The organism is Paraburkholderia graminis C4D1M, assembly GCF_000172415.1.
GTDB lineage: Bacteria > Pseudomonadota > Gammaproteobacteria > Burkholderiales > Burkholderiaceae > Paraburkholderia > Paraburkholderia graminis.
The window spans coordinates 1-13,424 of the sequence record NZ_ABLD01000031.1 but is presented as its reverse complement, the minus strand read 5'-3'; the positions used below and the strand labels follow the sequence as shown (position 1 = coordinate 13,424).

General features: G+C 65.7%; 10 protein-coding genes and 1 riboswitch. Of the genes, 3 read left to right on the top strand and 7 right to left on the bottom strand.

Annotated features, from left to right (window positions below):
* Positions 1–129: 129 nt before the first annotated feature.
* From metF to BGRAMDRAFT_RS29440, 4 genes are all read right to left on the bottom strand, one after another.
* Complete coding sequence (gene metF / locus BGRAMDRAFT_RS29455) at positions 130–960, bottom strand: methylenetetrahydrofolate reductase [NAD(P)H] (RefSeq protein WP_006052550.1); 831 nt, start codon at positions 958–960, stop codon at positions 130–132.
* 10 nt (positions 961–970) lie between these two features.
* Positions 971–1,324, bottom strand: a complete 354-nt coding sequence (locus BGRAMDRAFT_RS29450) for a phage holin family protein (RefSeq protein ID WP_006052549.1) — start codon at positions 1,322–1,324, stop codon at positions 971–973.
* Between the two features lie 133 nt (positions 1,325–1,457).
* Positions 1,458–2,879: an adenosylhomocysteinase gene (gene ahcY, locus BGRAMDRAFT_RS29445; protein ID WP_006052548.1), complete on the bottom strand. Its 1,422-nt coding sequence runs from the start codon at positions 2,877–2,879 to the stop codon at positions 1,458–1,460.
* Positions 2,880–2,911: 32 nt separating this feature from the next.
* A riboswitch (S-adenosyl-L-homocysteine riboswitch) is annotated at positions 2,912–3,051 on the bottom strand.
* A 213-nt stretch (positions 3,052–3,264) separates the two neighbouring features.
* Positions 3,265–4,092, bottom strand: coding sequence for a glycosyltransferase family 2 protein (locus BGRAMDRAFT_RS29440; RefSeq protein ID WP_006052547.1), 828 nt, complete (start codon positions 4,090–4,092; stop codon positions 3,265–3,267).
* A gap of 181 nt (positions 4,093–4,273) precedes the next feature.
* On the opposite strand from BGRAMDRAFT_RS29440, the gene BGRAMDRAFT_RS29435 reads away from it, so the two are divergent.
* Positions 4,274–5,224, top strand: coding sequence for a LysR family transcriptional regulator (locus tag BGRAMDRAFT_RS29435; protein ID WP_006052546.1), 951 nt, complete (start codon positions 4,274–4,276; stop codon positions 5,222–5,224).
* Positions 5,225–5,486: 262 nt separating this feature from the next.
* Here BGRAMDRAFT_RS29435 and BGRAMDRAFT_RS29430 read toward each other — a convergent pair whose 3' ends face one another.
* Together BGRAMDRAFT_RS29430 and BGRAMDRAFT_RS29425 are read right to left on the bottom strand one after the other, a co-directional pair.
* Positions 5,487–7,427: an OmpA family protein gene (locus tag BGRAMDRAFT_RS29430; RefSeq protein WP_006052545.1), complete on the bottom strand. Its 1,941-nt coding sequence runs from the start codon at positions 7,425–7,427 to the stop codon at positions 5,487–5,489.
* Between the two features lie 184 nt (positions 7,428–7,611).
* Positions 7,612–9,270, bottom strand: coding sequence for a GMC family oxidoreductase (locus BGRAMDRAFT_RS29425; RefSeq protein ID WP_006052544.1), 1,659 nt, complete (start codon positions 9,268–9,270; stop codon positions 7,612–7,614).
* A gap of 439 nt (positions 9,271–9,709) precedes the next feature.
* Here BGRAMDRAFT_RS29425 and BGRAMDRAFT_RS29420 point away from each other — a divergent pair, with 439 nt between their 5' ends.
* Entirely contained in the window at positions 9,710–11,419 is a 1,710-nt protein-coding gene (locus BGRAMDRAFT_RS29420) for an isovaleryl-CoA dehydrogenase (RefSeq protein ID WP_006052543.1), read from the top strand.
* Positions 11,420–11,498: 79 nt separating this feature from the next.
* Positions 11,499–12,917, top strand: coding sequence for a coniferyl aldehyde dehydrogenase (locus BGRAMDRAFT_RS29415; protein WP_006052542.1), 1,419 nt, complete (start codon positions 11,499–11,501; stop codon positions 12,915–12,917).
* 46 nt (positions 12,918–12,963) lie between these two features.
* Here the strand turns inward: BGRAMDRAFT_RS29415 and BGRAMDRAFT_RS29410 are convergent, their stop codons facing one another.
* The gene (locus BGRAMDRAFT_RS29410; RefSeq protein ID WP_006052541.1) at positions 12,964–13,335 is read right to left on the bottom strand and encodes an EscU/YscU/HrcU family type III secretion system export apparatus switch protein; all 372 of its coding nucleotides are present in this window, start codon (positions 13,333–13,335) and stop codon (positions 12,964–12,966) included.
* Positions 13,336–13,424 lie beyond the last annotated feature (89 nt).

The following is a 13,424-nucleotide window of genomic DNA, read 5'->3' as shown; positions in this document are numbered from 1 at the left end:
CGTTTGAGTGTTCTGCCGCAGGGCTCGGAAAAACACGGGAAGAAAAATGTCCGCGAGACGCGCCGCGCATCATTCGCGCGGCGGTCTGCGGAGGACCAACGGAAGCGATAACCGTTGGTTGTTCGACGCTCAGCCCTTCAACCGCTCGCAAATCGCCTTGGTCGCCGCCGCCCCGTTCAGCGTATAAAAATGCAAACCGGGCACCTTGGCATCGACCAGGCGCTTGCACAGGTCGGTCACCACGTCGAGGCCGAATGCGCGGATCGACTCGCGGTCGTCGCCGAAACTCTCCAGCCGGCGCGCGATCCAGCGCGGCACTTCCGCGCCGCACATCTCCGAAAAGCGCATCAGTTGCGAGAAGTTCGTGATCGGCATGATGCCCGGCACGATCGGCACATCGACGCCGAGCTTCCTCGCGTCGTCGACGAAACGGAAGTACGCGTCCGCGTTGAAGAAGTACTGCGTGATCGCGGAATTGGCGCCGGCCTTCACCTTGCGGGCGAAGTTTTCCAGATCGTGACGCGGCGAGCGCGACTGCGGATGATATTCCGGATAGCCGGCCACCTCGATCCAGAACCAGTCGCCGAACTCGGCGCGGATAAAGCTCACCAGTTCCGACGCATAACGCAACTCGCCGACTTCGCCCATGCCCGAAGGCAGGTCGCCGCGCAGCGCGACGATATGGCGAATCCCATGCGCGCGGTACTGGTTGAGAATCGCGCGCAGGCTCTCTTTGGACGAGCCGATGCACGACAGATGCGGCGCGGCCTCGAGCCCTTCCTTCGCCATATCGACGACGGTATCGAGCGTGCCCTGCTGCGTCGAGCCGCCGGCGCCGAACGTGACGGACACGAACTTGGGCTTGAGCGCCGCGAGCTGCGCACGCGTGGCGCGCAGTTTGTCGACGCCTTCCTGCGTCTTCGGCGGGAAGAATTCGAATGAAAGTTCGATCGGGTTCATGATCAGTATGTCAACCGAGACTGCGGTTGCCGAAAATAAGCGCGGACAGCAGCCATGAAACGATGCTGTACAGAATCGAGCCGAAGAACGCCGACCAGAATCCCGAGACCTCGAAACCCTTCAGCAGCGACGCGCACAGCCAGAAGCACAGCGCATTGACCACCAGAATGAAGAGCCCCAGCGTCACGATCGTGACGGGCAGCGTCAACAGGATCAGCACCGGGCGCAGGACCGTGTTGATCAGTCCGAGCACGACCGCGACGATCAGCGCGGTGCCGAAGCTGCGGATATGAATTGACGGAACGAGGTAGGTGATGATCAGGAGCGCCAGCGCATTGATCAGCCAGGTCAGCAGCACGGTCATGTCAAGCTCCTTGCAGGCAGAATGTCCGTTAATCGATGGGAAGCGGGCATGGTGAAGAAAGCGGCGCATGTGCGCCGCTCCGTCGTCATACCGTCATGTTTTGCAGCGCGAAGGCGCACCGCAACGCACGTGCTTAGTAGCGGTAGTGATTCGGCTTGAACGGACCGTTCTTGTCGACGCCGATGTAGCCGGCCTGATCGTCCGACAGCACGGTCAGCGTTGCGCCGATGCGCGCCAGATGCAGGCGTGCGACCTTCTCGTCCAGATGCTTCGGCAGCACGTACACGCGGTTCTCGTACTTGTCGCCTTGCGTGAACAGTTCGATCTGCGCGAGCGTCTGGTTCGTGAACGAGTTGGACATCACGAACGACGGGTGGCCCGTCGCGCAGCCCAGGTTCACGAGACGCCCTTCGGCCAGCAGAATCACGCGCTTGCCGTCCGGGAAAATGATGTGGTCGACTTGCGGCTTGATGTTGTCCCACTGGTACTGACGCGTCGATGCGACGTCGATTTCCGAATCGAAGTGACCGATGTTGCAGACAATCGCGTTGTGACGCATCGCCTTCATGTGATCGTGGTTGATCACGTGATAGTTGCCGGTTGCTGTCACGAAGATGTCGGCCTTGTCGGCTGCGTATTCCATCGTCACGACGCGGTAGCCTTCCATCGCCGCTTGCAACGCGCAGATCGGATCGATTTCCGTGACCCACACGGTCGCGCCGAGACCGCGCAGCGATTGCGCGCAGCCCTTGCCCACGTCGCCGTAACCGGCCACGACCGCGATCTTGCCCGCGATCATCACGTCGGTCGCGCGCTTGATGCCGTCGACCAGCGACTCACGGCAGCCATACAGATTGTCGAACTTCGACTTGGTGACCGAGTCGTTGACGTTGATCGCCGGGAACGGCAGGCGGCCTTCCTTTTCCATCTGATACAGACGATGCACGCCCGTCGTGGTTTCTTCCGTCACGCCCTTGATGTGCGCGAGGCGCGTGGAGTACCACGTCGGATCGGCGTCCAGATGACGTTCGATCGACTTGTACAGCGCGACTTCTTCCTCGTTGGTCGGCTTGGCGATCACCGAGCGGTCTTTCTCTGCCTTCGAGCCGAGGATCAGCAGCAACGTCGCGTCGCCGCCGTCGTCGAGAATCATGTTGGCGAACTCGCCGTTCGGCCATTCGAAGATGCGGTGCGAGAACTCCCAGTATTCGTCGAGCGACTCGCCCTTGAACGCGAACACCGGCGTGCCGGCCTTGGCGATGGCGGCGGCGGCGTGATCCTGCGTCGAGAAGATATTGCACGAGGCCCAGCGCACGTCCGCGCCGAGCGCCGTCAGCGTTTCGATCAGCACGCCGGTCTGAATCGTCATGTGCAGCGAGCCGGCGATGCGCGCGCCCTTCAGCGGCTGCTGCGCCTTGTATTCGTCGCGCGTTTGCATGAGGCCGGGCATTTCCGTCTCTGCAATGGTGAGTTCCTTGCGGCCCCAGTCGGCGAGCGACAGGTCGGCAACGATGTAATCCTGGGAAGCTTGGGAATCGATAACTGCGGCGTTCATCACGCCCTCCTTTCTAAATAGTGACTAGAAATTTGACGTGAGCGCGGTTCGATGCGGTGGATAGGACAACGCAATTGCGCATCCGGGCCCTCCGATTGAAGCCTTCGAGCCTGGCGGGCGGCCGGCGAATATATGCTGATTCGCGGTACCCGTCGCAACGCTCCTCGAAGACGAACGGCGATTGTAGCAAATTGGGATGGGTGTGGGGCGCGGGGCGGAGGCGCTTGTGGGCCCGTGGATGAAGGCGGCGACGCGGCGGCGGCTCGTGAATTGGGGCTCGGTGTTCGCCTTGGTTGCGGCGCCTTTGGGCCGCTGCGCAGGCTCCGGCCACACATAGTTGCCAGCGCAGTTACAGACAGACGCCGCCCCACCTAACAGCGCAACTTCAGCACGGCTTTCCGTCCGCCGTGGCAGCGGCCTCGCCCGCCGCCGGCATTGCGGCCTCGGCGGCGAGATCCGCGCCGCGCAACTGCGCGATGCCCGCTTGCGCCCTCTCGAGAAAGCGCAGCGAAAAAGAGAACGCGTCGGTCACGTCGGCGGGCGACGGCGTCAACCAGCCAAACGCAATGCGGAAATACCGCTCGGCGTGAATGCCCGCGTGGTAATGCATGCGCACGCGCTTCACGTCCGGCAGCCGCGGATTGCCGAACATCTCCCGCAGCGCCCACGAGAACGCGCCATCCTCGCCGCCGATACGGCGAAACGCGTCATCCATCGGAAAGCCGCCAAGCGCCGCGTACACCGCACGGCGCACCACGAGACTGCTCGGCACCGTGTTGCTGAGCGTCGCCGCGTGCTGCGCAAAATCCGGGTGGCCGGTGATGTCGGCGGGGAAATCGACGTACTCGACGTCGAGCCGCACCGACACCTGCTTCGGATAGTGCGCGAGAAACCCGCTTGCCGCAGTCAGCGCGCCGGGCAGATATTCGTCGTCGGCATCGAGAAAGGCGAGCAGATCGTGCGACGCGTGCAGCGCGCCCCAGTTGCGCGCCCGCGCCGCGCCGCCGTTGCCCGGCATGCGCAGCAGTTGCACGCGCGGGTCGATGTCTGCGTATTGCTGGACCAACTCCGCGGACGCATCGGTCGAACCATCGTCCACCACGATGATCTGCGCGGTCTCCGGCTGAATGCGGCAGCTATCGAGCGCGCGAGCGAGCGTCGACGCGCCGTTGTAGCAGGGAATAACGATGCAGATAGCAGAAGCGGGCGTCATGGGGAAGCGGCGGCAGCCGGTCGCGTCAAAGGTGGCAATCGTAGCTCGCGGTTCGCACCGCACGTCTCAATATTAGGCGCGCGTTGCAAGGCCGAGCGATTGTCGAAGCCGCCCTCGCCGTCATAAATGCCATGACTTACAATCGCCCGATTCATTCCAATATGGAATCGGGAGCCCGACCGTGGAACTGCGTGCCCTGCGCTATTTCGTCGAAGTCGTTCGTCAGCAGAGCTTCACCGTCGCCGCCGAGCAGATGTTCGTCACCCAGCCCACCATCAGCAAGATGGTGAAGTCGCTCGAAGACGAGATCGGCTCGCCGCTGCTGCTGCGCGACGGCCGGCAGATGGTGCTCACCGACGCCGGCCGCATCGTCTATCAGCGCGGTCAGGAAGTGCTCGCCGCGCACGCGCAGTTGCAGGCGGAACTGAACGATCTCGGCACGCTCGGCCGCGGCGAGCTCACCATCGGTATTCCGCCGATGGGCGGCTCGCTCTTCACGCCGGCCATTGCCACGTTCCGCCAGCGCTACCCGAAGATCGAGCTGAAGCTGTTCGAGCAGGGCTCGCGCGCCATCGAGACGGCGCTCATCAACGGCGAGCTCGAACTCGGCGGCGTGCTGCAGCCGGTGGACCCGGCCAATATCGACGTGCTGCCGATCACTCGTCAATTGCTTTGGCTCGTCGCGCGCACCGGCTCGCCCTGGGACGAATTGCGCGAAGTGCCGCTCGCACAGCTCGCGAACGAGCCGTTCGTGTTCTACGGCGAGAGCCTGGCGCTTAACGACGTCGTGCTAAACGCGTGCCGCGTCGCCGGGTTCGCGCCGACTATCGTCGGACGCAGCGGACACTGGGATTTCATGGCGGCGCTGGTGCTTGCCGGCGTCGGCATCGCGTTGCTGCCCGCGCCTTATTGCCGGCGGCTCGATCCCGCGCAGTTCACCTGCCTGCCGGTGGTCGAGCCGGAGATTCCATGGGAAATGGCGATGGGCTGGCGCCGTGACGGCTATCTGTCGCACGCGGCGCGCGCCTGGCTGGAGGTGGCCCGCGAAACGCTGCCCGGCCGCGCCGGCGACGACCTGATGCTCGGCCTGACCGGCATCGCCGCGCCGCTTCAGGCGCCGCGCGCGGAATGAGAAATGCCGCCCGGCGGGAGCCGGGCGGCATGGTGGTTGGGATTGAGCGTCGCCCGCCTTGCTGCAGCCGGTGACGCGCCACCGGCATTACTGCTCCGCGTGAAGCGCGACCGGCCTTCTTGCTGCGCATGAGGCGGCCGCCGGGCATGCTGCTGCGCGCCGAGCGCCAGCGGCCTTTACTGCTGCCCGTGATTCAGCGCCGCCATCGTTGCTGTGCGCCGGACGGCACCGCCTTACGGCCGCGGCTCAGGCGCCCTCGCCCTTACTGCTGCGCGCTGAACTCGATGCGGCGATTGGCGAAGCGTCCGCTAGCCGTGTCGTTGCCGGCGATCGGGTGCGCCTGGCCATAACCTTGGGCGCGAAGCGAGTCGCCCGGTACGCCGGCTTTGACCAGATACGAGCGAACCGCTTCCGCACGTTCCTTCGACAGTTGCAGATTGGCCTGCTCGCCGCCGACGTTGTCCGAATAGCCCGCCACTTCGAGCTTCGCGACGCGCCCGTTGCGCGCGCAGGCGTTCAGCACGCGCGCCGACTGGCCCAGGTCTTCGTTAGCCGCCGCCGGCACGCGCGCGCTCGAGCTTCCGAAGTTGATCACCTGCAGGTTGAGCACTTTGGCGATATCGGCCGCGACGCACGTCGGGTTGCCCGTCAACAGAGCCTTGACCGCGCTGCGAAAATTCGCCGTTGCCTGTTCGACGGCGTGTTCGGGGTCGAACGCGCCGACGTCGTACGAGGCGCCGAATAGCGACTTCAGTGCGCTCTGCCAGCCCAGTTTGGCGTTGGCAGCCGCGCCGCTCAGTTCGATTCGCGTGCCGTCCAGTTTCAGTTCCGCGCCGGGCACGCTCATCAGCGGCACCAGGCCGTCGAGGCGCGCGAGCCAGTCGGCCGGCTTGGTGGCCGGGTCGACGGTGATGTTCGCGCTGTAGTTGTTTTGGCCGAGGCGCTTGGTCAACTCGTCGATGAGCTGCGTCTTTTCGGCCTCGCTGCCGACCGTCGCGGTGAACGTCGGCTTGCCCGCTTCGTTCACGCTGAACGCGAACTGGCTGTTTTTGGACGGCGCCGCGGCGACGCCCGGCTGATGCGCGTCGCTTGCGCCGTTTGCGCGAGCCGCGCCGTTGGCGGCATTTGCGGCGCTCGTGCCGCTTGCGCCGTTTGCACCGCTCGCACCACCAACGCCACTCGCCCCTCCAGCGACACCCGCCCCGCTCGCCGCAACGACCGACGCCGACGCCGACGCAGCCGCAGACGCCGCGTCCACAGCCGCCGACGCCGCGGCGTCCTGCACGGTGCCCGTCACCATCGACGCGACGCCGTCGCTAGCCGCGACTGCCGCTGCAAGCTCACCGGACGCCCCGACCGCCGCCGAAGCCGGCTGCGCCGCTGCAGGTTGCGCGCTCTCACCGACCGCATCGCCAGCACGGTGTTGCAGTTGCGCGAAGCTGCCCGGAAACAGATAAGCCAGCAACGCGGCGCCGAGCCCGAGCGCCAACAGCAGCCACCACAGCCACGCGTGCGAGCGGCGCTTTTCGCCGACCACCGCGTCCGCCGGCACATGAACCGCCGCGGTCACTTCCGGGGTGGGTTTCGCCGCCGGCATCGGATGCTCGATATGCGCCGACACCGCCTTCAACTGCCCGAGCACGCCGCCGGTAAATGCGCCGACCGTGCCGAGCCCGAGCGCGCCGAGCAGCCGGTCGTTCAGATACGGCGCAATGAGCGGCATCTGATGGCTCAACAGCGCCGGCAGTTGACCGACGCTGCCCTGGCTTTTCAGCAGATGCTGTTTGAGCATGCCGAGCATGGTCGCGCCGACGATGCCCGTGATCGCATGCGTGGCGTGCGCCGGCACGCCGGTTTGCACGGCGACTTCGTCGCTGAGCGACTCCGCGCGGCGGTCGAGCGAACGTTCGAGCAACGCGCGCCCCGCACCTTCGAGTTCGCTCACGCCGCGCGTGCTGTCCGTCAGATGCGGCAACTGTTCGGCGATTCGCGCGTCGACATCGGGCGAGACGGCGGTGGCGAACAGCGAGCGCGCGCCCTCGAGCGTCGCGGCCTTGTGCATCAGCCCGGCCAGCAGCGCGGGCGCGGCGGTGGTCACCACGGCGCGCGTCGCTTGCGGCGGCAAGCCGATGCGCTCGCCCAGTTGCGCGACCACTTCGTCCGTCAACGCGGACTGGATCGCGTGAATCAAATTGATGCTCATGCCTTCGCTTCCTGGAGTTCCCGGACCCGCCACCTGACGCGCCCCTAATTGCGCGGCGATTATAGGTATCCGGAAGTCTCATAAAAGGAACGGCACAATTTATGACGATTTAGACGACGTTCGCACTGGTTCCCTCATAATTGACGACGGAAATGCGGCGGTTCGAGCGGGCGTACCGACACGTTCACGCGGCGCTGGCCGTCGGCGCGGCGCTTGCGACTGCGCCGGCCTGCTCCACCGTCTGCGGCCGGCGACGGCTCGCCGTCATCAGCTCGGCCGCGCGTTCGCCGATCATCACCGTGGGCGAATTCGTATTGCCGCCGATCAGCGTCGGCATCACCGATGCATCGACGATCCGCAGTCCCTCGACGCCTCGCACGCGCAATTGCGGATCGACCACCGAGCGCGCATCGCCGCCCATCCGGCAGGTCGCGACCGGGTGATAGATCGTGTCCGCGTGCTCGGCGATGGTCTGGCGCAACTGTTCGTCGGATTGTCCGGGCCGCGTGTACAGTTCGCGGCCGCCGTGCAGCGCAAGCGACGGCGCGTCGAGAATGCGCCGCGCCATCTGCACGCCTTCCAGAAGCAGATCGAGATCGCGCGAATCGCTGAAAAAACGCGGGTCGATCACGGGCGCATCGCGGGCATCGGCGCTCGCGAGCGTCACCGAGCCGCGGCTAAACGGCCGCAGCACGCACACATGCAGCGAATAGCCGTGGCCCCAATGCATGTGCCGGTTATGGTCGTCGACGAGCGCCGCGCAAAAATGCAGTTGCAGGTCGGGCCGCTCGAGCGTCGGCCTGCTCTTCAAAAAGCCGCCCGCCTCGGCGACGTTGCTCGACAGCATGCCGCGGCCGTGGCGCATGAAGGTGACGAACTGCGGCACCATCCGCGCGATGCCGCGCACCGAGAAACCGGTCGGCTCGATCGACGACACGCGCTTGTTGATCGTGAAATCGACGTGGTCGATCAGGTTCTGGCCGACTTCGGGCGCATCGTGCAAGACCTCGATGCCATGCGCTCGCAGATGCCCGGCCGGCCCGATGCCGGAGCACATCAGCAATTGCGGCGAATTGAACGCGCCCGCCGCGAGCACGACTTCGGCGCGCGCGGCGAGCGTCTCGCGACGGCCGCCGCGCACCACGTCCACGCCGCTCGCGCGCTTGCCGTCGAACACCACGCGCAACACCGTGGCATCGGCGATCGTATGGAGATTGGCGCGCTCGCGATCGTAGATATAAGCGCGCGCAACGCTGCAACGCCGGCCATCGCGCTGCGTGACCTGATAGAAGCCGATGCCTTCCTGATCGGCGCCGTTGAAGTCGTCGTTCGGCTTGTAGCCGGCTTCCATCGCGGCCTGCACGAAGCGCTTCGAAAACGGATTCCGGTAGCGCAGATCCGACACGGAGAGCGGGCCGCTGTCGCCGTGCCACGCATCGGCGCCGCGCTCGTTGCCCTCGGCGCGGCGAAAGTACGGCAGCACGTCCTGCCACGACCAGCCGTCGCAGCCCAGTTGCGCCCATTCGTCGTAATCGAGCGGATGGCCGCGCGTGTAGATCATCGCGTTGATCGCGCTCGATCCGCCGAAGCCGCGCCCGCGCGGCTGGTAGCCTCGGCGGCCGCCGAGTCCCGGTTGCGGCGTCGTCAGATAGCCGTAGTTGGTCTTGAGTTTGTTCGGCACGACCGCCGCGACGCCCACCGGCATGTTGACGAACAGGTTGCGGTTTGTATGCGGGCCCGCTTCGATCAGGGCAATCGTCGCGTCGGGACAGTTGTCCGCGAGACGGCTCGCGAGCGCGCAGCCGCCCGAGCCGGCGCCGACGATGATGTAGTCGTATTCCATCGCTCCTCCTGATGGGTGCGTTGTCTGCCCACCCTGTCTCGTGCACACTTGTCTACGTGTGTTTCCCGGCATTGTAGGGACGGTTCGGAGGCCGCGGCGGCTTCACGTCAGAGCGATTACTCTAAACCTGAACGCCCCTGCGCCCCTATGATGAAAGACCCGCAGACGCCCGCCGCGCGGCGGCTTGCGGGATTCAAACAGGGTCCGTGAGCGATGTGCTTTTGGCGCACGGTGAGTCGGTCGCAATCAAACGGCGCCGCGCGGACGCATGCTGGCGACTGCGCACGGATGGCGCACCGATGGGTGCCGATGCCGCAGCGAAAACGCATAGAGCGCGCACAGACAGCGCACGCAAAGCGCCCACTTAGCGCAAACGCCGCGCGATAAAAAACCCGCGCCGGCGCCCTTGCCGCGAACACGCGGCGAACGGAGACAGCAGATGCAACGCCATAGCTTCGGCCAGACTCACGAGGTCACCAATCAGGTGCCGCCGCTCGCGGACTACAACCTCTTTTCCACCGACGCCGCGCTATCCGCCGCGCTCGAACGCGACGGCGCCGCATGGCATCGCGACGCGCTGCTGCGGCACGGCGCGGCACTGACCACGCCGGAGACGCTCGCGCTCGCCGAACTCGCCAACCGTCACACGCCCGAGCTTTCGACGCACAGCCCGCGCGGCGAACGCATCGACGCGCTCGAGTTTCATCCCGCGTGGCATGAGCTACTCGCGCTGCTGCGTCGCGAGGGATTGCATGCGTTGCCGTTCTCGGACCCGCGGCCGGGCGCGATGGCCGCGCGCTGCGCCGGGTACTTCCTGCATGCGCAGATCGAGTCCGGCTCGCTGTGCCCGTTGACGATGACGTTCGCGAGCATTCCGGTATTGCAGCGCGAGCCTCAACTGTTCGAGACGTTGCGCGACAAGCTGTATGCGCGCGGGCACGATCCACGGGATGTTCCGCTCGCGCAAAAAGCGTCCGCGATGATCGGCATGGGCATGACCGAAAAACAGGGCGGCTCGGACGTGCGTAGCAATCAGACCCAGGCGCGCGCGATCGCTGCCGGCGGCCGCGGCGGTGCCTATGAACTGGTCGGCCATAAATGGTTTTTCTCGGCGCCGCAATGCGACGCGCATCTGGTGCTTGCGCGCACGCACGATCACGTCGGCCTGTCGTGCTTTTTCGTGCCGCGCTTCACGCCCGACGGCAGCAAGAACGCCGTGCAGATCCAGCGTCTGAAAGACAAGCTCGGCAACCGCTCGAACGCGAGCAGCGAAGTCGAATTCCTCGACGCGTTCGGCATCATGATCGGCGACGAAGGACGCGGCGTGCCGACCATCATCGAAATGGCGAACTACACGCGGCTCGATTGCGTGATCGGCAGCGCGGCGCTGATGCGCGCGGCGCTCGTGCAGGCGATTCATCATGCACGCCATCGCAGCGCGTTCGGCCGCAATCTCGTCGATCAGCCGTTGATGCGCAATGTGCTCGCCGACCTCGCGCTCGAATCGGAAGCGGCGACCGCGCTGTTCATGCGGCTCGCGCAGGCGTTCGAGCAATCCGCCGATGCAGGCACAGCGACGTCCGCCGCCGATTCAGCGGCTGCATCCGCCGAGCGCGCATGGCGGCGCATCGTGACGCCGGCGGCGAAATACTGGGTTTGCAAACGCGCGCTCGAATTCACCGGCGAAGCGATGGAAGTGTGGGGCGGCAACGGCTACGTCGAGACCGGTCCGATGGCGCGCTTCTATCGCGAGGCGCCTGTCAATTCGATCTGGGAAGGCTCGGGCAACGTGATGTGCCTCGACGTGCTGCGCGCGATGGAGCGCGAACCCGACGCGGCGCAGGCGCTCTTCGCGCAATGGCAGGCCGATGCCGCCGCGCATCCTGCGTTGAGCGCGGCGCTCGGCAAACTCGCCGCGACGCTCAACGGACCCGCCGAACATCGCGAGGCTTCGGCGCGGCGCATCGCGCAGCAGATCGTGCTGATCGCGCAGGCCACGCTGCTCGTCAGGCATTCGCCCGCCGTTGTCGCGGAGGCCTTCATTGCCACCCGTCTCGCGGATGGCTGCGGCGAAAGCGGACGCGTCTACGGCACGCTCCCCGCCACGTTCGATCACGCGGCGATCGTCGAACGCGCTTTTCCGGTTTGAAATCGCAGCCAGCGGCACGCAACCAAGCAACGACGCAACAACACCAATAAGCGCATCTTTCATCAGGGAGTGGTGAACTATGAAGAACGATCTGCCCGAGGTCGCCGCGCTGCAAGCGCTGCTTGGCGATCAGCGTCATGCGTATTTGCGTGCGCCGTATCCGTCGTGGGAAACGCGCGCGGCGCATCTGCAAGCGCTGCGTAAAGTGCTGCTCGATAATCGCGACGCGCTCGCCGACGCGATGAGCGCCGACTTCGGCAATCGTGCGAAACAGGAAGTGCTGCTTGCGGAATTCCTGCTGGTGAAGGAGGAAATCGACGCGGCCCTGCGCCACGGCAAACGGTGGATGAAAGCGCAGCGCCGCCGCACCAACAAATGGCTGCTGCCGGCCCGCGCGAAAGTGGTGCCGCAGCCGCTTGGCGTGGTCGGCATCATCGTGCCGTGGAATTATCCGGTGCTGCTTGCCGCCGGGCCGCTCATCAGCGCGCTCACCGCCGGCAATCGCGCGATCGTCAAGATGTCCGAACTAACGCCGCGCACGTCCGCGTTGTTCGAGCAGTTGATCGGCCAGACCTTCGCGCGCGATCACGTCGCGGTCGTCAACGGCGATGCCGCGCTTGCCGCGGCGTTCAGCGCGCAGCCCTTCGATCATTTGCTGTTCACGGGATCGACGAAAATCGGCCACGATGTGATGCGCGCCGCCGCCGAGCATCTGACGCCGGTCACCCTCGAACTCGGCGGCAAATCGCCGGCGATCATCGGCGCGCACGCGCGTTTCGAGAACGCCGTGGATAACCTCATCGCCGGTAAGACGCTCAATGCCGGGCAGACCTGCGTCGCGCCAGACTACGTGCTCGTGCCGCGCGGCAAGGAGCAGGCTTTCATCGACCGGGCGCGCGTGCGGATGGCGAAGATGTATCCCGGCTTCACGCACAACCCGGATTACACGTCGATTATTTCGCCGCGCCACTTCGAGCGGCTCGAGCGTCTCGCGGACGAAGCCGAGGCCGCCGGCGCGCAGTTGCATCCGCTCACCGACAGCGCGCCGGATGCTGCGAGCCGCCGCTTTCCGCCTGTCGCCGTGACGAATGCGCCCGCCGATTGCGAGTTGATGCGAGAGGAAATTTTCGGGCCGCTGCTGCCGATCGTCGCGTATGACACGCTCGACGACGCAATCGCGTGGATAAACGCACGGCCGCGCCCGCTCGCGCTTTATCTGTATGCGGACGACGCCGCGACCATCGAGCGCGTCACGCACGAAACCATCGCGGGCGGCATGGCGATCAACGAAACGCTGATGCATCTGGCCTGCGAAAGCCTGCCGTTCGGCGGCGTGGGAGCCAGCGGAATGGGCGCTTATCACGGCTACGAAGGCTTCGTGACGTTTTCGAAGATGAAGCCGGTGTTGACGCAGGCGCGTCTGAACGCGCGCGGATGGATCGCGCCACCGTACGGCAAGCGCGTCAATGCGTTGTTGCGGTTGATGATGCGGTTTTGATTGCGGCTCGCTGCATGGTTGCGTGGTGGCGCGGTTACGCCGAAGCTCACCGCCCGTCACCCGCACCATCGATGTCGACCGCAACAACATCGGTGACATCCTCCACACCGCTCTTCGCGCTGCCCGACGCGGCCTGCGGCGGCTCGCGCTCCGCTCCGCTTTCCAGCCGATGCAGCCACGCCAGCAATTCGGCGACCGCCTGATAAAGCTGCGGCGGAATGCGCGCGTCGAGGTCCACCTGCATCAGCAGCGAGACCATTTCGGGCGCTTCATGCACGTACAGCCCGGCTTCCTTCGCGCGCTGCACGATCATGTCGGCGAGCATGCCGTAGCCCTTCGCGATCACGCGCGGCGCGGGATCGCCGCCATTGGCGTCGTAGACGAGCGCAGCCGCGCTGCGGCGATGTTTGCGGCTCATCACATGTCCCAGTCGAAATCGTCGAGCGGCGCGCGCCGGCTTTTTTCCGCCGCCGCGTTTGCCGCAGCCGACGTACCCGCGCCCGCCGA

What these genes read in the sequence shown, in the direction of transcription:
- metF (WP_006052550.1), bottom strand. Translation starts at nt 960, where the DNA reads ATGAACCCGATCGAACTTTCATTCGAATTCTTCCCGCCGAAGACGCAG.
- BGRAMDRAFT_RS29450 (WP_006052549.1), bottom strand. Translation starts at nt 1,324, where the DNA reads ATGACCGTGCTGCTGACCTGGCTGATCAATGCGCTGGCGCTCCTGATC.
- ahcY (WP_006052548.1), bottom strand. Translation starts at nt 2,879, where the DNA reads ATGAACGCCGCAGTTATCGATTCCCAAGCTTCCCAGGATTACATCGTT.
- BGRAMDRAFT_RS29440 (WP_006052547.1), bottom strand. Translation starts at nt 4,092, where the DNA reads ATGACGCCCGCTTCTGCTATCTGCATCGTTATTCCCTGCTACAACGGC.
- BGRAMDRAFT_RS29430 (WP_006052545.1), bottom strand. Translation starts at nt 7,427, where the DNA reads ATGAGCATCAATTTGATTCACGCGATCCAGTCCGCGTTGACGGACGAA.
- BGRAMDRAFT_RS29425 (WP_006052544.1), bottom strand. Translation starts at nt 9,270, where the DNA reads ATGGAATACGACTACATCATCGTCGGCGCCGGCTCGGGCGGCTGCGCG.
- BGRAMDRAFT_RS29420 (WP_006052543.1), top strand. Translation starts at nt 9,710, where the DNA reads ATGCAACGCCATAGCTTCGGCCAGACTCACGAGGTCACCAATCAGGTG.
- BGRAMDRAFT_RS29415 (WP_006052542.1), top strand. Translation starts at nt 11,499, where the DNA reads ATGAAGAACGATCTGCCCGAGGTCGCCGCGCTGCAAGCGCTGCTTGGC.
- BGRAMDRAFT_RS29410 (WP_006052541.1), bottom strand. Translation starts at nt 13,335, where the DNA reads ATGAGCCGCAAACATCGCCGCAGCGCGGCTGCGCTCGTCTACGACGCC.